19 protein-coding genes are annotated in these 20,362 nt (G+C 67.1%); 8 read left to right on the top strand and 11 right to left on the bottom strand.

The features are described from left to right. Window positions 1-62: 62 nt before the first annotated feature. Complete coding sequence (locus tag C5B85_RS13575; RefSeq protein WP_181064436.1) at window positions 63-1,466, top strand: APC family permease; 1,404 nt, start codon at window positions 63-65, stop codon at window positions 1,464-1,466. Window positions 1,467-1,493: 27 nt separating this feature from the next. On the opposite strand, the gene C5B85_RS13570 is transcribed toward C5B85_RS13575, so the two are convergent. The 3 genes from C5B85_RS13570 to C5B85_RS13560 form a co-directional block, all read right to left on the bottom strand. Then, window positions 1,494-2,078: a TetR/AcrR family transcriptional regulator gene (locus C5B85_RS13570; RefSeq protein WP_104286550.1), complete on the bottom strand. Its 585-nt coding sequence runs from the start codon at window positions 2,076-2,078 to the stop codon at window positions 1,494-1,496. A 140-nt stretch (window positions 2,079-2,218) separates the two neighbouring features. Continuing rightward, on the bottom strand, window positions 2,219-3,064 hold the full coding sequence (locus C5B85_RS13565) for an HAD family hydrolase (RefSeq protein WP_181064435.1): 846 nt from the start codon (window positions 3,062-3,064) through the stop codon (window positions 2,219-2,221). 9 nt (window positions 3,065-3,073) lie between these two features. Beyond that, entirely contained in the window at window positions 3,074-3,712 is a 639-nt protein-coding gene (locus tag C5B85_RS13560; RefSeq protein ID WP_104286548.1) for an isochorismatase family protein, read from the bottom strand. A gap of 125 nt (window positions 3,713-3,837) precedes the next feature. Between C5B85_RS13560 and C5B85_RS13555 the strand changes: the two genes are divergently transcribed. Then, window positions 3,838-4,815, top strand: coding sequence for a GlxA family transcriptional regulator (locus tag C5B85_RS13555; RefSeq protein ID WP_181064434.1), 978 nt, complete (start codon window positions 3,838-3,840; stop codon window positions 4,813-4,815). A 59-nt stretch (window positions 4,816-4,874) separates the two neighbouring features. Here C5B85_RS13555 and C5B85_RS13550 read toward each other — a convergent pair whose 3' ends face one another. From C5B85_RS13550 to C5B85_RS13530, 5 genes are all read right to left on the bottom strand, one after another. Continuing rightward, window positions 4,875-5,180, bottom strand: a complete 306-nt coding sequence (locus tag C5B85_RS13550; RefSeq protein WP_258070801.1) for a dihydrofolate reductase family protein — start codon at window positions 5,178-5,180, stop codon at window positions 4,875-4,877. Window positions 5,181-5,323: 143 nt separating this feature from the next. Further along, entirely contained in the window at window positions 5,324-6,022 is a 699-nt protein-coding gene (locus tag C5B85_RS13545) for a response regulator transcription factor (RefSeq protein WP_104286545.1), read from the bottom strand. Continuing rightward, a complete protein-coding gene (locus C5B85_RS13540; RefSeq protein ID WP_104286544.1) occupies window positions 6,019-7,236 on the bottom strand; it encodes a sensor histidine kinase in 1,218 nt (405 codons plus the stop codon). Before C5B85_RS13540 ends, C5B85_RS13545 begins: the two co-directional genes overlap by 4 nt. A 61-nt stretch (window positions 7,237-7,297) precedes the next feature. Beyond that, the gene (locus tag C5B85_RS13535; protein ID WP_104286543.1) at window positions 7,298-8,113 is read right to left on the bottom strand and encodes a hypothetical protein; all 816 of its coding nucleotides are present in this window, start codon (window positions 8,111-8,113) and stop codon (window positions 7,298-7,300) included. Between the two features lie 27 nt (window positions 8,114-8,140). Continuing rightward, window positions 8,141-9,043, bottom strand: coding sequence for an ABC transporter ATP-binding protein (locus tag C5B85_RS13530; protein ID WP_104286542.1), 903 nt, complete (start codon window positions 9,041-9,043; stop codon window positions 8,141-8,143). Between the two features lie 217 nt (window positions 9,044-9,260). Here C5B85_RS13530 and C5B85_RS13525 point away from each other — a divergent pair, with 217 nt between their 5' ends. Together C5B85_RS13525 and C5B85_RS13520 are read left to right on the top strand one after the other, a co-directional pair. Beyond that, complete coding sequence (locus C5B85_RS13525) at window positions 9,261-9,926, top strand: hypothetical protein (RefSeq protein WP_104286541.1); 666 nt, start codon at window positions 9,261-9,263, stop codon at window positions 9,924-9,926. Further along, complete coding sequence (locus C5B85_RS13520) at window positions 9,923-10,477, top strand: RNA polymerase sigma factor (protein WP_258070800.1); 555 nt, start codon at window positions 9,923-9,925, stop codon at window positions 10,475-10,477. The genes C5B85_RS13525 and C5B85_RS13520 overlap by 4 nt, the downstream gene beginning before the upstream one ends. A gap of 138 nt (window positions 10,478-10,615) precedes the next feature. Here C5B85_RS13520 and C5B85_RS13515 read toward each other — a convergent pair whose 3' ends face one another. Next, window positions 10,616-11,050 carry a MerR family transcriptional regulator gene (locus C5B85_RS13515; RefSeq protein WP_104286540.1) on the bottom strand — a complete coding sequence of 145 codons (435 nt, stop codon included), beginning with the start codon at window positions 11,048-11,050 and terminating at the stop codon, window positions 10,616-10,618. A 97-nt stretch (window positions 11,051-11,147) separates the two neighbouring features. Between C5B85_RS13515 and C5B85_RS13510 the strand changes: the two genes are divergently transcribed. The 4 genes from C5B85_RS13510 (at window position 11,148) to C5B85_RS13495 (ending at window position 17,015) form a co-directional block, all read left to right on the top strand. Further along, entirely contained in the window at window positions 11,148-12,128 is a 981-nt protein-coding gene (locus C5B85_RS13510; protein ID WP_258070799.1) for an arsenic resistance protein, read from the top strand. Window positions 12,129-12,424: 296 nt separating this feature from the next. After that, entirely contained in the window at window positions 12,425-13,708 is a 1,284-nt protein-coding gene (locus C5B85_RS13505; protein ID WP_104286538.1) for an ROK family protein, read from the top strand. Between the two features lie 100 nt (window positions 13,709-13,808). Further along, on the top strand, window positions 13,809-15,620 hold the full coding sequence (locus tag C5B85_RS13500; RefSeq protein ID WP_104286537.1) for a glycoside hydrolase family 3 protein: 1,812 nt from the start codon (window positions 13,809-13,811) through the stop codon (window positions 15,618-15,620). 162 nt (window positions 15,621-15,782) lie between these two features. Continuing rightward, window positions 15,783-17,015 (top strand): ROK family transcriptional regulator, encoded by a 1,233-nt coding sequence (locus tag C5B85_RS13495; protein WP_104286536.1) that lies wholly within the window; start codon window positions 15,783-15,785, stop codon window positions 17,013-17,015. Window positions 17,016-17,103: 88 nt separating this feature from the next. Here C5B85_RS13495 and C5B85_RS13490 read toward each other — a convergent pair whose 3' ends face one another. Both C5B85_RS13490 and C5B85_RS13485 read right to left on the bottom strand, forming a co-directional pair. Next, entirely contained in the window at window positions 17,104-18,000 is an 897-nt protein-coding gene (locus tag C5B85_RS13490; RefSeq protein ID WP_104286535.1) for an alpha/beta hydrolase, read from the bottom strand. Next, a complete protein-coding gene (locus C5B85_RS13485; protein WP_104286534.1) occupies window positions 17,997-20,219 on the bottom strand; it encodes a glycoside hydrolase family 3 N-terminal domain-containing protein in 2,223 nt (740 codons plus the stop codon). Before C5B85_RS13485 ends, C5B85_RS13490 begins: the two co-directional genes overlap by 4 nt. Window positions 20,220-20,362: the final 143 nt, after the last annotated feature.

Below are 20,362 nucleotides of genomic sequence, written 5' to 3'. Positions count from 1 at the left end.
GGCACGCTTCGTGCTCCACTCCGCTCGACAATGCAGTCGACGGAGACCCCAGAGGAGCACCCGTGAGTCAAGCCACCCAGTTCGTTCGATCACTCAAGCTGCGTCACCTCCTGGCGTTCGGGCTTGCCTACCTCGCCCCGACGGCCATCTTCAACTTCTACGGCATCGCCACCGAGCTCAGCGGCGGCATGATGGCCCTCGCGTACCTCGTCACGCTGGTCGTCATGTTCTTCACCGCGTACTCGTACGCGCAGATGGTGAAGGCCTTCCCGGTCGCAGGCTCCGCGTACACCTACGTGCAGAAGAGCGTGCATCCCTACCTCGGATTCGCGACCGGCTGGGTGTTCCTGCTCGACTACATGCTGCTGCCGATGATCTGCTACCTGCTGTTCGGGATATACATGGAGGAGTACGTTCCCGCGATCCCGACGGCAATCTGGGTCGTGCTCGCCGCTGCGTTCGGTGCAGTCATGAACATTCTCGGAGCCAAGATCTCGGGCCGACTCAACATCGCCGTCGTCTCGGCCCAGATCATCTTCGCTGTGGTGCTCATCGGCCTGATCGTGAACTACGTCCTGCAGGGCAGCGGTGCGGGCGGCCTCTTCGTGCCGGAAGCCCTCTACAACGCGGCTACGTTCAACTTCGGGAACGTCATGTGGGCGGCGTCGATCCTCGCCGTGTCGTTCCTCGGGTTCGATGCGGTCTCGACGCTTGCGGAGGAAACCCACGAACCGACCGTCACGATTCCGCGCGCGATCCTGATCATGTGCGTCGGTGCGGGGTTGGGCTTCGCGACGATCGCCTACTTCCTGCAGATCGCGTGGCCCAACGGGTACGCCGAGTTCGAGGACCCCGACACAGGGATTTTCGAGCTCCTGCCGCGCATCGGGGGAGAAGCACTGAACATCACGTTCTTCGTCGCTGATCAGGCCGCGAGCATCCTCTGCGCGATCGCCGCCGTCGCCGCCGTCTCACGTGTGCTCTACGGCATGGGCCGGGACGGTCTGCTCCCTAAGCGGTTCTTCGGCAAGCTCTCGCCGCGATTCGGGACCCCGGTCAACAACATCGTGCTCGTCTCAGTCGCGGCCATGGGTGCCGTGTTCTTCACCGACAACCTTCTCGGCGCGACCTCGCTCACGAGCTTCGGAGCCATCACCGGCTTCATCATGGTCAACATCGCCGTGATCAATCACTACTTCGTTCGCCTGCGCCGGCGTTCGGGGACGGATGTGATCCGCTACCTCGTCCTACCGCTGATCGGCGTCGCCACCAATGTCGCGCTCTGGGTGAGCATCGATTCCTCAGCGAAGATGCTCGGCGTCACCTGGCTGATCATCGGAGTGATCTACCTCGGCTTCACTACGAAGGGCTTCCGCCGTCTGCCCGCGCAGATTCGCTCGGAGGATGAGGTGGGCGATGACGAGGGTACCCGCAGCCTCGAGGTCCCGAGCGCCGACCGCAGCTGAGTCCCGGTCCGGTGGTGGTCGTGGCTCTCAGGCAGTCGCCGCCGCGTGGATCATGGACGCCGCCACATCCCGAAGTCGGCCGGTCTGCTTGGCGGGGAACTGGAGCACGCTCATGCTTGAGGACCCGATGGTGAGGCAGAGCATGGCGTAGCCAAGCGCCTCGCTCTCGGCGACGTCCATCTTCGGATACGTCGCCCTGATCGCGGTTGCGACTTCGGTGACAACTGTCTCGTAGCTGTCGAGCAGGCGTTCCCTGACGCGTTCGTCGTGCTGGGACCAAGCCAGGAACGCGTCGAAGACGGCATCGTCTGGACTCGCTTCGACGCCGGTGCCGAAGAGGAAGTCGAGCACTCCTGCGAGGCCAAGACCGGTGTGCGCGGCCTGCACGCGTTCGTGCATCTCTTGTGCGTACGGTTCCATCGTCGAGTTCCAGACGAGTTGGATGAGCTCGTCGCGGTTGCCGACATAGTGACGGATGTGTGCCCGACTCAGCTGAGCTTCGGAAGCTATGCGCTCCTGTGTCGCCCCCTCGACCCCGTACTTGCCGATGACTCGCTTCGCGGCCTCGACGATCTGCGGGCGTCGCTCGTGCACAAGACTCGGTCGGCCCATCTGGCCCCTCCTTCAACTTCCCACCACAGTACGAGATCGCCACCGGGAAGCAGGACGCGCTCAGTCCTTGGTGTCCCTTTTGCGGGGCCACCGGATTCACGGAGATGCTTGATTCTGAGGAGGGGGACAACCTCTGCTGGCTAGCTGCCCTCGATGAGCCCGAGTCGCACGAACGCGGCGTGCAGGCCGTCGTCGTCCACGGACGAGGTGACGAAGTCGGCCGCCTCCTTGGCGGCGGGCGTCGCGTTCCCCATCGCCACGCCGACACCGCAGGCGAGCAGCATCTCGAGGTCGTTGCCGCTGTCGCCGACGGCGATCGCGTCCTCGATGCCGAGTCCGAGCGAGGGCAGCAGTGCCTCGATGGCCGCCGCCTTGTGCACCCCGAGCATGGAGATCTCGCCGCCACCCGTGCCGAGGCCGGGCATGGTGCCGCCGACGATCGCGTACTCGGTGCCGAGGCGCGCCTGAACCCGGTCGAACGTCGTCTGGTCGTCGCTGCTGAACACGACCTTCGCAGTCCGGTCGAGCTCCAGCGGGCCCGAGTCGATGACGTGATGCCTCAGCCCCGACTCCTCCAAGTCGGTGAACCCGAGCTGGGTCAGGATGCGCCGCATCCGCGACCGGTGCCCCACCGTCGTGTGCATGGCGTGCCGGCCCTGCAGGCTGTAGTCGACTCCGAGCTCGTCGAGGGCGCGCGTGAGGGCGGTCGCCTCGATCTCGCTGAGGTGCTTGTCGACGATCCACGCGCCTTCGTAGAGGACGTACGCGCCGGCGCCCGCCACCATGCCATCGAAGCCGACCGCCTCCACCCGCGGGTCGATCTCCAGCGGGCTGCGCCCCGTCGCGAGGAAGACCAGGTGCCCGTTGGCCTGCGCCTCCTTGATGGCGGTGTGCGCCGACTCCGGCACCTCGCCGAGGTCTGTCGTCAGGGTGCCGTCGATGTCGAGGAACACCGCCCGCCGTGAGGTCGTCCTGGGTGCATCCACCATCGAAATCTACCCGCGAGCGACGAGCTCTGCGCCGTACATCGCCGACTTGGCGAGGTTGTCTTTCGCGAGCGGCTGGCCGTCGGCGAGCGCCTGCGTCCAGTTGTCGGTGGTCGAGACGGCCGCGAAGTTCGACTGCAGCAAGGCCATGAGCGTGGTGTGGACCGTCTTGGCCGGGGCGAAACCGGCGCTGTTCGCGATGTTGATGGCGCCGGTCGCGTCCGAGAGTACCTCGACGGCGATCCCGTGCGCCTCCGCTTCGACCGCCGAGGCGATGATGCAGTTGTTGGTCATGTAGCCGACGAGGGTGATCGTGTCGACGTCCTGCTCTCGCAGCCAGGGGAGCAGATCCGTGTCAGCGAATACCGAGCCGAACTGCTTGACGACGCTCTTCCACTCGGGCTGCCGACGCTGCTCCACCTCGGGGTGCAGTGCGAACTCGGGCGTCGTCGGGTTGAAGACGGGCGCCTGGTCGCCCGCCGTGTGCTGAATCGCCGCGACCGGGATGCCGGACTCGGTGGCCGAGTCGATGGCGGCCGCGATGTTGGGCAGGGACTCGGCCAGCGGCGGGAACTGGATCTCGAGTGGGCCCGAGAAGTACTGCTGCTGCACGTCGACGAGGGTGAGGGCTCTGCGAGGGGAGGTCATGATCTTCTGCTCCAGACGTTGGTGACGGCACGCGCCGTGCTTCCATGTTCTGCCGCCGAGGCGCGCGCCGCCATTGGCGGGAATGCAGGTTTACGATGAGTTCACGCCAAAGAGCAGGAGGGCACGTGAAGATCGCGGTCTACGCATTCGATGGGGCCTCGATGTTTCATCTCTCGGTGCCGCATCTGGTGTTCGACGAGGTCGCGCGCAGTGGGGCGGCGCCGTGGCAGACGTCCTTCTTCTCCGAGGATGCAGGCTTCTCCGAGGATGCAGGTTCGGTGACGACGTCAGAGGGCTACACGCTCGGTGGCATCGAGGGGCTCGACAGAGCTCGAGACGCTGACCTCATCGTGGTGCCATCGTGGATCAAGGATGGAGTCGCGCCGAGTCCGGCGCTCGCGAAGCTGCTGCAGGAACGCCACGCGCGAGCGGTGCCCATCGTGGGTCTCTGCCTTGGCGCGAACGCGCTCGCGGACGCGGGCCTGCTGGCCGGGCGCAGCGCCGTGACGCACTGGAAGAGCACCGAGGAGCTCGCGCGACGCCACCCGGAGATATCGGTGGAGCCGTCCGCGCTGTACCTCGACCACGGGGACGTCATGACCTCCGCGGGCACCGCATCCGGTATCGACGCGTGCCTCCACATCGTGCGCACCCGGCTCGGGTCGGCGGTCGCGAACCGCGTCGCGCGTCACCTGGTCGTCGCCCCTCATCGGGAGGGTGGGCAGGCGCAGTACATCGAGCGGCCGGTGCCCGCCGACTCGAGTGGGGGAGCGGTCGCGGCTGCCTGCGCGTTCGCGCTCGAGCACCTCGGCGAAGGGCTCAGCGTGGCGCGCCTCGCCCAAGCCGCGCACCTCAGCGAGCGCTCCTTCGTGCGCGCCTTCCGCGACGAGACCGGGGCGACGCCGGCTGCCTGGGTGCGCTCGCGCCGCCTCGACGAAGCGCGCACCCTCCTCGAGACCAGTCAGCTATCGGTCGACCAGATCGCCGCGGCCTGCGGATTCGGGAGCCCCGTCACCCTGCGGCAGAACTTCGCGGCCGCATTCGGGAGCACCCCGTCGAGCTACCGGAGGCGGTTCGGCGATGGAGCGACGGACGGGGTGTGACGCGCCGGTGAACGTTGCTCAGTTCCACGAATGGGCGGTGCGGGCTCGTGTGGCTGATCTCACCGGGTCGTCACGTCGTACGTGGTTCGGACGAGGCCATCCTCGGTGGCATGACTGCCCCGGACCGTGAGGAGTACGTCGGCGTCGAGGGCGCCGAAGAGTGATCGTCCGGAGCCGAGAATGATGGGGGCGACCGACAGGGTGATCTCGTCGACGAGGCCTGCGCGAAGGAACGACTGGATGGTGCGGCCACCGTCGATGTACACCTCCGCCGCTCCGCCCTCCTCGAGGAGGCGGGTCGCCTCGTCGACGGACGCGGCCCTCGTCACGCGCGCATCCTCGACCGTTGTTCGCGAGGTGAGCACGATCACCCGCTTCCCGTCGAACGGCCACTCGTCGAAGCCCAGCACCGACTCGGCACGCGTCGCTCTGGGACACGCGAGGCCCAACCCGGCGATACCACCGGGGGCGATCGTTTCTCGCTAGCTGTCCGTGCTGCCCCCGCCCCCTACCGTCGCCTTTTCAGCTCGTGCCCGAGGATGACCGCATGAACTCGGTCGCGGACGTGCAGCTTGGCGAAGATGCGGTTCACGTGCGTCTTCACCGTGGCGGGGGAGAGGTGGAGCGTCTCGCAGATCTCACCGTTGGAGAGTCCGGCGACCACGCACGCGAACACCTCGAGCTCGCGCGGGCTGAGCGGGTCGAGCGGATGGCTCGGGTCGTCGTCCACGGGGCTCGCAGGGCTCTCAGGGTGCAGATGCGAGCCTCCGGAGGCGTAGTGGTCTATCAGCTGCTTCGTGATCCGGGGCTCGACCACGGCTTCGCCCGAATGAACCGTCCTCACGGCCTCCCGGAGCCGATCCGGCGGTGTGCTCTTGAGGAGGAAGGCGCTTGCACCGGCGTCGAGACCGCCGAAGGCGTACTCGTCGATATCGAAGGTGGTGAGCACGAGCACCCGCGTGCTCGGGTGAGCGGTGGTGATGATCCTGGTCGCCTCCACACCGCCCATGCCGGGCATCCGCACATCCATCAGCACGACATCAGGCTTGAGCTCGCGGGTGCGGCGGATCGCCTCCTCACCCGTGGCCGCTTCACCGACGACCTCGATGTCATCGGCCGAGTCCAGGGTCAGCGCCGTGCCCATCCGAACGAGCTCCTGGTCGTCGACGAGGAGGGCTCTGATCTTCGGCGAACTGATCTCGGTCATGCGCGTGCGTCTCCGTCGATCCGCAGAGTGGCTGTCGTCACCCAGCCGCCGCCCGGTCGTGGGCCAGCCGAGCTGACGCCGCCGAACGCCGCGGCACGCTCGGCGACACCGAGCAGCCCCCGGCCACTGCCCTGGCTCGGGACTCGGCCCCCGCGGGGATCTGCGCGTCCGTCGTCAGCGACCTGCACCATGACAGTGCCCCCAGTCACGTCAATGCTGACCTCGATTCGAGTGGCCCTTGCGGCGTAGCGCAGCGCGTTGGTGAGTGACTCCTGAACGATGCGATACACCGTCGTCGACAGTGCGGGATTCGTGGGCATCGCCTCGCCAGAGCGGGTGAGTGCGACGGGCAGACCCGCATCTCGGAAGACCTCGACCAGTTCCTCCAGCTCCGGGACGTTGTGGCCCGAGCGGTGCAGGCGCTCGCCCAGCACCGCGTCGTCGTCGCGGAGCACGTGCAAGATCCTGTTCATGTCGGCGAGTGCGCTTCGACCGACCTCGCCGAGCCTGTCGAGTGCCAGCGCTGACCGCTCCGGGTGCTTCTGCCAGCCGTTGGATGCGCCGTCGGCGAGGGCGATCATCGTCGAGAGCGAGTGGGCGACGATGTCGTGCATCTCCGCGGAGATGCGCTGCCGTTCCACGCCACGCGCCGTGCTGAGCCGTTCGTTCATCAATTCCGTGAGGGCTTCTCGGCGGCGCGCGGTGCCGCGAGCGGCGATGCCGAGAGCGAGAGCGAGCAGCGCCAGGGGGTCCAGCAGTGACGGCGCATGGGTCACACCCGTCGTCACGTACAGCAGAAGCGCCCCGAGCGCGGGCAGACCCACGACGATGGCGTACCCCACGAGCGCAGTCGCAGTCGGCGTCGCGGAGGCCAGCGTGTAGAGCCCGACGGTGACGGGCAGACCCAGCAGGGCAACCGGGGCAGGCAGAAGCATGCCAGCCACGCCCACCAGCACGACTGCGACGAGGACCGCTCGCGGAGAAACCCGCCGCCACAGCAGCAGCCCACACGAGAGGATCGCGAGAAGCAGGCCTGGCCACAGCGGTTGCTCACCGGGGAGGACGAGCACAAGTGCTTGAGCTGACAGGCAGATGAGGGCGATGAGCGCATCCACCGTCCTCGGATGGGCGGCAAGCCAGCGCGGTAGCCGCGTGCCGAGCACGCGCTCGACGTCCGCCACATTCACTGCCGGGGCCGAAGCGCGAGCACCCATGCTCTGACCTCCATCCTGAACTGTTCTCACATTGTCCCCTGCTGCCTGTTCAGTTCAGTGCTCAGGCGTCGCGGCGCTTGAGCAGGATGATCGCGACCGCGAAGAGCGCCAGTGCCCAGGTCAGCAGAACGACGTAGCCAGTCCACGGGCCCATCGGGTCCGTGCCGACGGGGGCGAGCAGCAGCGAGCCTGCTTGGATGGGGAAGAAGCGGGTGATCTCAGTGCCGAACTCGGTGAACATCTGCGGGATCACGGGCACGATGAGGAGGAACGTGATCGTCGCGAGCACTGCGGCGATGACGTTGCGGATGATCGCACCGATCGCAAGACCGATGATGCCGATGGCGGCGAGGTACAGCCCGGAGCCGCTGACGAGGCGGAGCAGGGCTGGGGTGCCCAGGACGTAGCTGTACCCGCCACCGGCGAGGACCGTCGGGGCGACCGCGAACCCGATTGCCGAGCTGGCTGCTCCGATCACGAAGGCGATGCCCGCGACGATCGCGCCCTTCGCGACGAGCACCGGCGTCCGTCGCGGAACCGAGAGCAGCGTGGTGCTGATCTGCCCGGAGCGGTACTCGTTCGTGATCATCAGCACCGCGAGCACAGCCAGGATGATGCCGACGTAGCCGGTCTTGTCGACGATCATCTCGGGGTACGCGTCGTAGTCAGCCTGGGGTGAGCCACGGTCGCGGAAGACGTAAGCCCAGGGCATCGCGACTCCGTTGGCGACCAGGAGCAGGGCCGTGAGTCCTGCGAGGGCGTGGTTCGACGCCAGTCCCCGGAACTTGATCCATTCGGAGACGACAGCGCCACCCAAGCTGACCTTGCGCACGCGGACCTGGCGCACGCTGCGGGTGGTGTCGGTGGTGGTGCTCATGAGGGTCCTTTCGCGGGGGAAGCGGGATCAGGCCGAGGCGTACTCGACGGAGTCGCGGGTGAGGTGGTTGTAGGCCTCTTCGAGGGTCTGGCGCAGCGGCGTCAACTCGGTGAGCAGCACTCCCGCCTCGTGGGCGGCGCGGGCGATCTGCTCGGCGGTGAGGCCTTCGACCTCCAACAGGCCGGGTTCGTTCGATGCGACCGTCACGCCCGTGGTCGTGAGTCGATGGGTGAGCGTTCGGGCGTCCGACGTTCGCACGCGGACGCGGCTGCCCCCTTGATCGGTGAGGGAGCTGAGTGGTGAATCGGCGATGATCTCACCGCGGCCGATGATGATCACGTGGTCAGCGATGAGCGCGAGCTCGCTCAGCAGGTGCGAGGAGAGGAAGACCGTTCGCCCCTCGGATGCCAGTCGAGCCAGCAGTTCGCGCACCCAGGTCACGCCCTCGGGGTCGAGGCCGTTGACGGGCTCGTCGAGGATGAGCGTGCCAGGGTCGCCGAGGAGGGCTGCGGCGATGCCCAGGCGCTGACCCATGCCGAGGGAGAACCCGCCGACCTTCTTCCGGGCGACCGAGCTGAGGCCAGTGGCCTCGAGCACCTCAGCGACGCGCGAGCGCGGAATCCGGTGCGTCGCCGCGATCGAGGTGAGGTAGTTCAGCGCTGTGCGGGACCTGTGCGCCGCTTTCGCGTCGAGCAGGGCGCCGACCTCGCGCAGCGGCGCCGCGAATGCTCGGTACTCGCTGCCATCGATGAGCGCGCGCCCGGAGGTGGGGCGGTCGAGCCCGACGACGGAGCGCATCGTCGTGGACTTGCCGGCTCCGTTCGGGCCCAGGAACCCCGTGACCTTGCCCGGTTGGACAGTGAAGCTCACATCCCGCACCGCATGCTTGTCCCCATACTTCTTGGTCAGGCCGTCGACTTCGATCGTCATGGCGTCGTGCTCCTTCTCCCAGCGGATGCGTTGTGCCCTCGACGCTACGGACGACGGGTTCGAGCGGATGCCAACCAGGGGTTGAACTGCGGCTGGTCGCGTCGAGCATCCCGAACCGCCCTGCCGAATGCGCGGAAGCAGATTCCGCATGCCACGTTAAGAAGGCGGCGTATCCGGACATGTTCACAGTGAAGGGCAACCACTGAGGAGGACCGACATGGACGACATCGACGGATTGGTGCGCCGAGCTGCGCCGCCGGCGCTTGGATCTGACACCACGAACGCGGCTGAGGCGCGCGCCCTCGCGCAGGCTGTCGCGGCTGAGCGACGGCCGCGACGCTCGCGGTTGCGCACGGGTCTCGGAGTCGCGTTCCTGAGCGTCGGGCTACTGGGCGTCGGGACGACGGCGGCGGTCGCCGGACCGGGCCTGCTGAGTTGGGTCGGGTGGGTCCCGGATGCCGCCGCGCAGCGCACGTTCGAGCTCGACGCGGGCAGTGATCTCGGTCTCTGCACGGTCGTCGCGCGCGTCGTCCCGGAGTACGGTGGCGGGCTCTCGGATGCCGAAGTGGATGAGCGAACCGAGACGGCGCGCGAGTTCCTGGCCGACTATGACTGGGGTCCGGTTGTCGCGTCGATCGCTCCAGAAGACGTCGAAGCCGCGCTTGTAGCGGAGCAGGACGAGCGCCAAGCTTCCGAAGAGCGAATCGGAACCGGAGGTGGGGCCGGGGCGGACGTCCCCGACGTGGACCACGGCGTCGTCGCGAGCTCTCTCATGGGCGATGAGATACTGCGCGTGTTCGAGGATGCCGGTTTCCTCGATGGTGGAGTGTCGCTCGAGATGGCGGGCCAGTGCGAAGCCAGTACGTCCGGGAGTGGCGAGTGATCCGCAGGCAGGGGCGCGATGACCGGGAGGCGACGCTCGAGGCGCTCCATGATGCGAACGCGGCTGATCTGCTCAGCTACTTCGGGAGGCGGGTGAGCGTCCCGGCCGACGCCGCTGACCTACTCAGCGAGACGTTTGTCGTCGCCTGGCGACGCATCGACCGCATGCCATCAGACCCCGAGCAGGCGCGGATGTGGCTCTTCGGGGTCGCGCGGCGACTCCTGGCGAACGCGGCTCGCGGCTCGGTCCGGCGCACGGACCTGACTCTGAGGCTGCGCCAGCAACTCGAGGCGCAGCCGGAGGCTGCCGACCCTGCAGCGCTGGAAGTGCGTGAGGCGCTCGACCGTCTGCCGGCCAATCAAGGTGAGCTCGTGCGCCTGATCCTCTGGGACGGCTTCACGCTGCCTCAGGCCGCCAACATCCTCGGGGTTCGTGAGTCGACCGCTCGCGGTCGGTATCAGCGCGCCCGCCTCCGACTCCGAGAGCTGCTGCGTCCGGACGAGCCTGGGGTTGCCGCCTACACGTCGCAATGTGAAGCGCGTTCACCCTGATCTTCACTGGATCAAGGCGTACGTGGCGAGTCTTGACGAGACTCGATAGGGAGCCTGGCAGAGCAACCCACTGGCGCGAACACCCCCGCGACAAGGTGGGCCCTTGTTGGTGTTCCGCATCCCATGGTTTGACATGTCTCACTCCGAGGGAGTGGAGCAGGTCCCAGCCCTCTCGTCGTAGGTGCGGAAGATGCACTCCGTAGAGCATCTGTCGTCGCGGTCAGGACACTCAACAAGGCCATGACTGGCGGCCGTGAGTCTCGCTCGGAGCTCGTCCAGCCGTGCCCGCTTCTCATCGATCTGCCGCACCCGCTCAGCGAGGAGCGGCCGCAGCTGCTCGCGCACGTCGGTGCAGGAGTCGACCTCTAGGGAAGCGAGGTGTCTGCTGATGTCCGCGAGGGGGAGTCCGAGCTCTTTGCTTGCCTCGATGAGATCGAGTCGGTGCAGGGTGGTGGCGTCGTAGTCCCGGTAGCCGTTGCTGGAGCGGTGCGGTGTGACGAGGCCGATGCTCTCGTAGTAGCGCAGCGCGGTCGCGCTGATCCCGCTCCGCCTGCTGACCTCGGAGATACGCATGCCGGGAGCTTACGAGCGTGGAGCGGGTTTGACCTTCGAGCGGGTCGAACGTTTACCGTCGGGTCGTGCCCATTCACCGCATTTCAAACTCCACCTCGTGACGCGCCTCGTCGCACTCCTGGAGCGCCACCAGATCGTCCTGTACCTCGCGGCGATTGCCGCTGGCGGCGCGCTCGGTCTCCTTGCCCCCGGGGCGCACCACCTCGAGCTCGCGATCGAACCGGTGCTCGCGCTGCTGCTGTTCGCGACGTTCCTGGGCGTCCCGTTCGCTGCCATCGGCAGGTCACTTCGCGATGGGCGTTTCCTCGGGGCCGTGGGAGTGGTGAACTTCGTGATCGTGCCGGTCATCGCCTACGGACTGTCGCGGTTCGTGGCGGACCAGCCCGCGTTGCTGTTCGGGGTGCTGCTCGTGCTCCTCACGCCGTGCATCGACTACGTGATCGTGTTCGCCGGCCTCGCGGGCGGCGCGGCCGACCGACTGCTGGCGGCAGCCCCAATGCTGATGCTCGCGCAGATGCTGCTCCTGCCGCTCTACCTGCTGATCTTCCTCGGCCCGGATGGGGTGGCCGTGGTGGAAATCGGCCCGTTCGTGCGCGCCTTCCTGCTGCTGATCGTGGTGCCTCTCGGTGCCGCAGCCCTCGTCCAGCTCCTCGCGAAACGACACCGCAGCGGCAAGGTGATCGAGCGCACCATGCTGAACCTGATGGTGCCGCTCATGATGGCGACCCTCTTCACGGTCGTGGCGTCCCAAGCCCGAGCGGTTGGTGCTGCCGGGCCGCAGCTGCTCATGCTCGTGCCGATCTATGTCGCGTTCCTCGTGATCATGGTGTTCGTTGGCTTCCTGGCCGGGCGAGTCTTCCGCCTCGACGTTCCCGCGACCCGAGCTCTGGCGTTCAGCGGTGCCACTCGCAACTCCCTCGTCGTCCTGCCGCTCGCGCTCGCACTGCCACCCGCGCTCGCGCTGGCTCCGGTGGTCATCGTGATGCAAACGCTCGTCGAGCTCGTGGGCATGATCGCGCTCGTGCGCTTCCTCCCAAGGACCACGCGAGGACGAGACCCGAGTGCCGTAAAACCCTAGAGTTCCGCCCGTCGAGCGTGGCAGGGGGAGTAAGCGATACCCTCCTAGCATCTGCCCAAGGCGTCCTTCAATCCTCACGCGGGGCGTCCTGCCCGCAGCATGGCCACCTACCTTCACCGCCGCCAGGGTCGTTGCGAAGCCCACGGTCTTGAGACGAGGAGTTTTGCGACAACTCTTCAACAGAGCTGCTGACGCTGGTAAGGACAGGCTCCGCCGCCGAGACGGGTTGTTGGGCGCGTTCCGTGTAGCCTGCTCCAATGTCAGCTTCTGGCTGATCATGGAAGGGTCCCCGTCTGATGCTCCTCCCGCCTGAAGCCAATGGAACCGTCCCGATGCAGGACTTCGAGGCCGCCCCAACCGCGGCCCTCTTCGACTTGATCCGAAAGGGGACGGCCGCCACCCGGCCTAGCCTCGTCGCTGTCAGCGGTCTCGGCCGGAAGGCTGTCACCCAGCGGGTGGAAGCCCTGACTGCATGGGGCCTCGTAAGAGACGGCGGGCTCGTCGCCTCGACAGGCGGGCGCCCGGTTCGGACCCTCGAGGTGAACCCCGGGGTCGGCTACGTCGTGGGGGTCATGATTGGCTCGACCGAGATAGACGTGGCCAGGGTCGACCTCAGCGGCGCAATCGTCGAGGCTGTCAGCTGCACGTGGGACGTGGAGCTCGGTCCTGAAGCGACGATGCAGCGAGTAGCTGGTCTGCTCCAAGAGGTAGGCGCTCCGGATAACGGGGCAGGCCCGTGGTCGATCGCGGTCGGAGTGCCCGGGCCCGTCGAGTTCTCCACGGGGCGCCTCGTCGGTCCATCCGTCATGCCAGGCTGGGACGGGTTCAGTCCGCGGGCGTGGCTCCGCGGCCGCCTCGACGCCCCGGTCTGGGTTGACAACCACGTGCACCTCATGGCGCTTGGAGAGTGGCACAGGCCGCCGCGCTCCAAGCGGGACATGCTCTTCATCGAGGTGGGCATGGATGTGGGGGCTGGGTTGATGGTCGACGGTCGAGTACTGCGAGGGGAACGGGGGGCAGCCGGGTCGATCGGGCACCTTCGCGCAACGACTGAACCGCTGCCGTGTCGATGCGGCAAAGTGGGCTGCCTCGAGGCTCTGGCTGCGGGGTGGGCGGTGCTCGATGAAGTCACACGACGAGTCGACGCAAGCCCGCTGCTGGCCGAAATCCTTCGTGCTCGTCCACTCGACCTCGTTGACATCGGAGAGGCCGCGCAATCGGGTGACGCCCTCGTCGTGAGCGTCCTGGAGCGAGCGGCTCAGGCTGTCGGCAGCCTCGTGGCGGACCTGGTCGTGTTCACCAACCCCGGGGAAGTCGTTCTGGGTGGAGGTGTCCTCGCTGCCGGAACGCAGGTCGAGGAGTCCTTCCTCAAGGCGCTGCGTGACGCTATCCAGGCGCGCGGGGCTGAGCTGATCACGGCTCATCTCTCAGTGCGCGCGTCCAGTGCCGACGACCGTGGCATGCCCGGGGCTGGGGCGCTTGCCCTCGACTCGATTCTCAACCCGACGGCGTTGGTCCACTGGCTTCACTCGGGCAGCCCCCTGGCTCATCGCGACCAACTCGAACGACTGGCCCTCTAGCTCGGACGCCGCACCCGAGACTTATGTTCGTAACGCACCTAAGTTGTGCTACGTTTCATGAGGCCGTCGATGCCGACGGCAACCAGAGATCGGAGCTGCCGTGACCCCAGGTAAAGGCGAGAACACCCACCACGACCCCATCGGTCAGGAGCAACTGCCGTACAGAGACCCGAGCCTGACAGCTGATCAGCGCGCGGACGATCTCGTGCCTCGCCTCTCCCTCGAGGAGAAGGTCGGCCTGCTCTTCTGCACGGTGATCACGATCGGGGAGCCGGGCGATCACGACAGTCCGGGGCGCTTCGGGGAGGGCTCCGTTCGGGACCTCGTCGAAGGGAAGAAGATCACGCACTTCACCCTCGGGGAGCTTCCGTCGACGGAAGCTGCGGTCCGCTGGCAGAATGCCGTCCAGGACCTGGCCGCCGAGAGTGAGCACGGCATTCCAGTCATGTTCGCCTCCGACCCGCGTCACGGATTCTCCGCCACCGAGGGCATGACCGTCGCATCCGGAGGGCTCTCGAAGTGGCCGGAGCTTTTGGGACTCGCAGCTATCGGCGACGAGGAACTCTTCGAGCGATTCGGCGACATCGTCCGTTCCGAGTACAGGGCCGTCGGGATCTCCTGTGCAATCCACCCCCAGCTCGACCTCGTGACTGATCCGCGCTGGGCACGTCAGCTGCAGTCGTTCGGCCAGGACCCGGACCTCGTCGGTCGGTTCGGTGCCGCCTTCATTCGAGGGATGCAGGGCTCTCAACTCGGTGCGAGCAGTGTGGCCTGCATGCCCAAGCACTTCCCCGGCGGCGGTCCGCAGAAGGACGGCGAAGACCCCCACTTCCCGTATGGGAAAGAGCAGGTCTACCCGGGCGGCCGATTCGCTGACCACTTGAAGCCCTTCGAGATGGCGATCGAGGCGGGCGCGCCGTTCATGATGCCCTACTACGGCATGCCGGTCGGCTTGACCCTCGACGGCAAGCCGGTCGAGGAGGTCGGGTTCTCCTTCAATCGCGAGCTCATCACCGGCCTGCTTCGGGAGCGCATGGGGTACGACGGCGTCGTCACGACCGACTTCGCCATCATCTCGGACATCAGCGTGGGAGGCCTTGAATGGCCCGCGAAGGCCTGGGGCGTCGAAGACCTCAGCCCGGAAGACAGGGTGCTTCGCGCGTTCGACGCCGGCATCGATCAGCTGGGTGGAGAGACCGCCACGGATGTAGTCCTGAAACTGGTCCAGGATGGACGCTTGAGCGAAGACCGAATCGACGTCTCCGCGAGACGAGTTCTCAAGGTCAAGTTCGAGCTCGGCTTGTTCGATCAGGCTCACGTCGACCTCGACGAAGCCATTGCCACCGTCGCATCGCCAGCCTTCCTTGCCGAGGGGCAACGGGCGCAGGCTCGCTCGATCACCGTCCTCAAGAACCAGGGCCCACTGCCGCTGGCTCAGGGATCGAAGGTCTACCTGGAAGGTCTGGATGCAGAGGCAGCCTCGGCCTATGGTCTCGAGGTGGCTGACGGGCCTGAGGCTGCTGACGTTGCCATTCTGCGCATCGGCGCCGCGTTCGAGCCGAGGAATGAGTACTTCCTAGAAGCGGGAACGCATCAGGGCAGTCTCGACTACCCCCAGGAGATGATCGATCGGGTGACCGAACTCGCCGCCTCGACTCCGGTCGTGCTCGATGTGTACCTCGACAGAGCCGCGATTCTGACGCCACTGGAGCCGCACGCAACCGCGATTGTCGGGAACTACGGCGCTTCACACACGGCGCTGCTTGATGCGCTCACGGGGCGCATCACGCCTGAGGGGCGTCTCCCGATGGAGCTCCCGAGCTCGATGGGCGAGGTGCTCAAGAGCTCACCGGACGTGCCTTCGGACACCGAGAACCCGCTCTACCCCGTGGGTTTCGGTCTGTCCTACTGACCAAGAAGGCTGAAGGGACGCCGCGCCGTTCTGATCACGGAGTTTGTCGCTGTTCGCAGACATGAGGTGGGGCAGACTAGTGCCGGAAGTCGCCGCGAGGCGTGAAGGCTGCCCCGCTCGTGGGGCGGTGGCCCGAATTCGACGGCAGAAGCGAGGAACAGGATGGCAGAACGGTACTCGACCCTTGCCGCCCTGATCGCCGCGGTGCGAGCTGAAGAAGGCATCACCCAGTCTGCGGCGGCCCGCCAGACCGGACTCGGTCGCAGCGTCGTCGCCGAGCGAGTCTCCGAGCTCGAACGGGCGGGCCTGCTCCGTTCCCTGGGGCTGGCGCCCTCGACGGGCGGCCGGGCGGCTCACCGTCTCGCACTCAACTCAGCCGTGGGGCTGGTCATCGGCATCGACTTCTTCTCCTGGGGCATCGTCGTCGGTGCCGCAGACCTGAGCGGAACGATCATCGCGGTCGGCGAGATCACGACCGAGCCCGCCGCCGAACCCGAACACCTCCTGTCGACCGTCGACCGCATCATCAGCGACCACCTGGCAGAGCTCTCGAACGCTGGAGTCCTCCTCGGCATCGGAGTGGGCCTGCCGGGTCCGGTCAACTTCGACACCGGCACGCCTATCGCCACCCCTGTCGTCGATGGCTGGGCCGGCTACCCGGTCCGCGCCTGGCTGCAGGAGCGCTGGGAAGTCCCAGTCTGGGTGGACAACCGCACGAACCTGCTCGCCCTGGCTGAGCTCCGAGCAAACCCGGCAGCGTCCCGATCCGGCAACGTTCTCTACTTCGGCGCGACCAACGACGTCGCCGCCGCCCTCGTCGTCGAAGGGCGCATCCACCGTGGCACGCACGGGCTCGCAGGCTCGATCGGGCACGTCCGCGCCGCCGACTCGCGGGACGTGGCCTGCCGATGCGGGCGAACTGGATGCCTCGAGGCGCTCGTCGGCGGTTGGGCGCTCGCGAGGGATGGGGCGGCCCTGGCAGATGCGGGGGCGAGCCCGCTGCTCCGGCAGATCCGCGAGCAGAGTGGGCGGATTCGGCCCCTCGATATCACCGCCGCCGCGAACGACGGCGACGCGGCCGCGCGGGCCCTCATGACGCAGGCTCTGGAGCACATCGGCCACAGTCTGGCGCCGATGATCGCGCTGTTCGCTCCGGAGGTCGTCATCATCGGCGGAGGACTGACCGCAGCGGGTGATTGGGTCCTCGAGCCGATCAGAGCTGCCGTCGCGTCACGTACGTTGTCGGGGTCAACCGCCGACTGCGTTCTCGAGCTTTCCGTCGTGAACGGGCCGCACGGTGCGATGACTGGGGCGACGCAGCTCGCGCTCGACCAGCTCCTCAGCCGCGACGGTCTCAGGGAGTTGCTGCAGCGTCTGTCAGCCGATCGCGGCTGAGCCCGTCGAAGCAGCAGGGGTAAACCTGAACCAGGCCAGCCGCTCTCCCGCACGGGGTGAAACCCTCGAGTGGTTCCACCCCGCGCGGTCAGGCTCCCAGGTGCTCCGCGAGGTAGGAGACCGTGGCCTCGAGGATCGCAGGCCCATCGGGGCACGCATCGAAGCCATGCCCAGCGCCTGGAACCGTCATCAGGGTCACGGGAGCCCCGGCGTGCTCGAGGGCGTCCCGGAGCAGAGTGCTCTGCTCGAAGGGAACGACGGTGTCGGCAGTGCCATGGGCGAGGAAGAACGGTGGCGTCGACTGCGAGACGTGGGTGACGGGGCTCGCATCCCGTCGCACGTCGACAGCGGCGCCGTTCAAGAGGATCTCAAGCGGAGGCTTTCGCGCGTTCTCCGGCAGCTGCGCGAGGATGCTCGCGGGAGTTTCCGGGTGCACGATGCTCTCGATATCGCTCACTCCGAACCAGCTCACCGCGCAGCTCACCGCGCTGCTGCCGATCCGGACGCCGACGTCGCCTTCGAGGTGCGTCGCGTCGGAGGTGAGGGCTACGAGGCTTGCGAGGTGTCCTCCCGCCGATTCGCCGGCGACGGCGATCGCGTCCGGGTCGATGTTGAGCGTCCCCGCGAAGGATCGCAGCCATCGCACAGCCGCCTTGGCATCGTGAAGCTGGGCGGGAAACGGTGCTTCGAGCGCGTGACGGTATTCGATGCTCGCGACGGCCATTCCGGCGTCGGTCAGCGCTGCGAACAGCTCGTCAGGTTCGAGGAAGGGGGGAAGGGTGCGGCGGTCGCCGACCATCCACGCTCCTCCGTGGATCCACACCACGGTGGGAACGGGGGACGAGGACTCGGGAACCCAGAGGTCGAGCTGCAGCGACCGGAACCCCGGCACCGAGGCGTACACGGCGCCGGGGAAGAAGGTGACTGCGTCGTCGAGACGGTACGAGGTGGGCGGGTCCTGGTACTGCCGGAGGATCGCATTCATCTGGTGACCTCGACCGTCAGCTCAGTCGTCGCGTCCAGTCGTGGGCCGACATGGAGCTCGAAGGTGCCGGGCTCCGCTGCGAAATCTCCGTCACGTTCGGTTCCGTGCCAGAAGCCGAGGTCCTCCCAGCCGACCGAGAAGGTCACGTTTTCGCTCGCGCCCGCCTCGAGTGCGACGCGAGAGAAACCGCGAAGCTGGCGCACGGGGCGCGCCAGTGTCGCGACCGCGTCACGTACGTACAGCTGCACGACCTCGTCGCCCTGACGGTCGCCGATATTGCTGACGGCGACCGACACAGTGAACAGCTCGCCGTCGCGGAGCGCGTCGAGTGCCAGCGAGCGGGGTTCCACGGTGAGCTCCGCGTGCTGGAAATCGGTGTAGCTCAGGCCATGCCCGAACTCGAATTCCGGGCCGAGTTCGAGGTCTCGGTATTTGGACGTGAACCGGTCGTCGAGGTTGTTCGGTCCGACGACGCCGATGTCGATCTCTTCCTGATCGAGCGTTCCACCGACGCTGGCCGGACGCCCGGTGTTCTCGTGGTCGTAGTAGATGGGGATCTGACCGGATGCGCGCGGGAAGGACATGGGAAGGCGACCAGCCGGGTTCACGGCACCGCTCAGAACGTTCGCAATGGCCGCGGGGGCTTCGGTCCCGAGATGCCATGCCTCCAGCACCGCAGGAGCGCGGGCTATCCAGTCGCTCGTCACGAGGGGCCGCCCGTTCGCGAGGACCACCGCGAACGGCACTCCAGTGTCCGCGATGGCGTGGATGAGCGCCTCCTGGTCGCCAGGGAGACGAAGGTCGCTGCGAGAACTCGCCTCGCCCGAGAGTGCGCTCGGCTCTCCGACGGTGACGATGATGAAGTCCTTGTCCGCAGCGGCAGCCCTCGCCTCCTCCTGGAGGGCGGGGTTGCTGCCGAAGAAGGTCGCTCCTTCGCATGATGTGATCTCGGAGTCGGGGAGGAGGTCCCGGAGCGCGGCGTTGATCGTGGAGGTGGTCTCGAAGCCGAACGACATGACCCACGCCCCGTTGTGGTCCGTGGAGTCTGCGTACGGTCCCACGACGAGGACCTTGCGCTGCGCGGGCTTGACCGGGAGCAATCCGCCCTCGTTCTTGAGTAGCACTATCGAGCGCTCCGCCGCGCGCAGGGCCGCGCTCCTGCTCTGCTGCGTCGGCGCGTCGAGCTCCGCAGCGGCATCCACGTACGGGTTCTCGAAGAGCCCGAGTCGCACCTTCAGCTGCAGCACCCGACGCACCGCGTCATCGATTCGCTCATCCGTCAACTCACCCGGAAGGATCGACGTCGTGCCGTCGGCCGCGACGACGTGGCCTCCCATCTCGATGTCGAGTCCGGAAGCCAGGGACAGCACGAGCGCGTCGTGCTCGTCCTCGGCCACCCCGTGGTTCACGAGGTTCAGGACGGCGTCCGCGTCGCCGACCACAGGTCCGTCGAAGCCCCACTCCTCCTTCAGTACGCCGGTCAGGAGCTCCGGGTTCGCGTGCATCGGACGGCCGGAGACCGAGTTGAGGGACGCCATCACCGAGCCGACGCCGGCTTCGACGACCGCGCGGAACGGTTCGAGGTAGACGTTGCGCAACCGGTACCAGGATGTGTCGACGGCGTTGTAGTCGCGACCGCCCTCGCCTTGTCCGTAGGCGACGAAGTGCTTCGCGCAGGCCGCGATCGATGTCGGTGCCGCGAGGCTCTCACCTTGGTAACCCCGCACCTTGGCGGTGCCGAGGACTGTCGTCAGATAGGTGTCCTCGCCGAATCCCTCGGCGACGCGGCCCCAGCGCGGGTCCCGTGAGACATCGATCATGGGAGCGAAGGTCAAGTTGATGCCACCAGACCTGGCCTCCTCCGCGGAGACCCGTGCATCGGTCTCGGCAACCGCTGGGTCGAAGCTGGCTGCGGACGCGAGCGGGATCGGGAAGATCGTCCTGATGCCGTGGATCACGTCCAGACCCATGAGCAGCGGAATGCCGTGTGCGGTCTCCTCGCGCGCGATGCGCTGGAGTTCATTCGTCTGGGGGACGTTGCCGGGCCAGAACACGGAGCCGATGCCGCCGCGAACGAGCTCTTTCGCGCGCTCTGGGTCCGGGTGGTACCGAATCTGCAGCTGCGCGAGCTTCTCCTCGCGGCTCATCGCGGAGAGGAGCTGCTCGATTCGGTCGTGGTGGCCCTCGGCTGCTGAAGCGAGTGCTTGCGAGTCGGTCATGGAATCTCCTGTGGTGTCGATGCAGCTCGCCGTCGAGGCTCGTCGCAGCCAGCTCCGCCGGGTCAGGCTGGAGCACCCCGACCATAATCCGGCGGCCGGACGAAGTCAATGGCCCCAGACTGCGCCAGCCGAGACTTGCATTC

Source organism: Pseudoclavibacter sp. AY1F1, from assembly GCF_002931075.1.
Classification (GTDB): domain Bacteria; phylum Actinomycetota; class Actinomycetes; order Actinomycetales; family Microbacteriaceae; genus Pseudoclavibacter.
Note: the sequence above shows the minus strand (reverse complement) of the source record. Positions and strands in the feature narration are given on the sequence as shown.

Bases quoted from the DNA above. Each gene is read 5' to 3' on its own strand.
- C5B85_RS13530 (WP_104286542.1), bottom strand. From the start codon at position 9,043: ATGACGATCGAAGTCGACGGCCTGACCAAGAAGTATGGGGACAAGCAT.
- C5B85_RS13540 (WP_104286544.1), bottom strand. From the start codon at position 7,236: ATGGGTGCTCGCGCTTCGGCCCCGGCAGTGAATGTGGCGGACGTCGAG.
- C5B85_RS13515 (WP_104286540.1), bottom strand. From the start codon at position 11,050: ATGCGTATCTCCGAGGTCAGCAGGCGGAGCGGGATCAGCGCGACCGCG.
- C5B85_RS13525 (WP_104286541.1), top strand. From the start codon at position 9,261: ATGGACGACATCGACGGATTGGTGCGCCGAGCTGCGCCGCCGGCGCTT.
- C5B85_RS13505 (WP_104286538.1), top strand. From the start codon at position 12,425: ATGCTCCTCCCGCCTGAAGCCAATGGAACCGTCCCGATGCAGGACTTC.
- C5B85_RS13570 (WP_104286550.1), bottom strand. From the start codon at position 2,078: ATGGGCCGACCGAGTCTTGTGCACGAGCGACGCCCGCAGATCGTCGAG.
- C5B85_RS13545 (WP_104286545.1), bottom strand. From the start codon at position 6,022: ATGACCGAGATCAGTTCGCCGAAGATCAGAGCCCTCCTCGTCGACGAC.
- C5B85_RS13490 (WP_104286535.1), bottom strand. From the start codon at position 18,000: ATGAATGCGATCCTCCGGCAGTACCAGGACCCGCCCACCTCGTACCGT.
- C5B85_RS13485 (WP_104286534.1), bottom strand. From the start codon at position 20,219: ATGACCGACTCGCAAGCACTCGCTTCAGCAGCCGAGGGCCACCACGAC.
- C5B85_RS13535 (WP_104286543.1), bottom strand. From the start codon at position 8,113: ATGAGCACCACCACCGACACCACCCGCAGCGTGCGCCAGGTCCGCGTG.
- C5B85_RS13495 (WP_104286536.1), top strand. From the start codon at position 15,783: ATGGCAGAACGGTACTCGACCCTTGCCGCCCTGATCGCCGCGGTGCGA.
- C5B85_RS13560 (WP_104286548.1), bottom strand. From the start codon at position 3,712: ATGACCTCCCCTCGCAGAGCCCTCACCCTCGTCGACGTGCAGCAGCAG.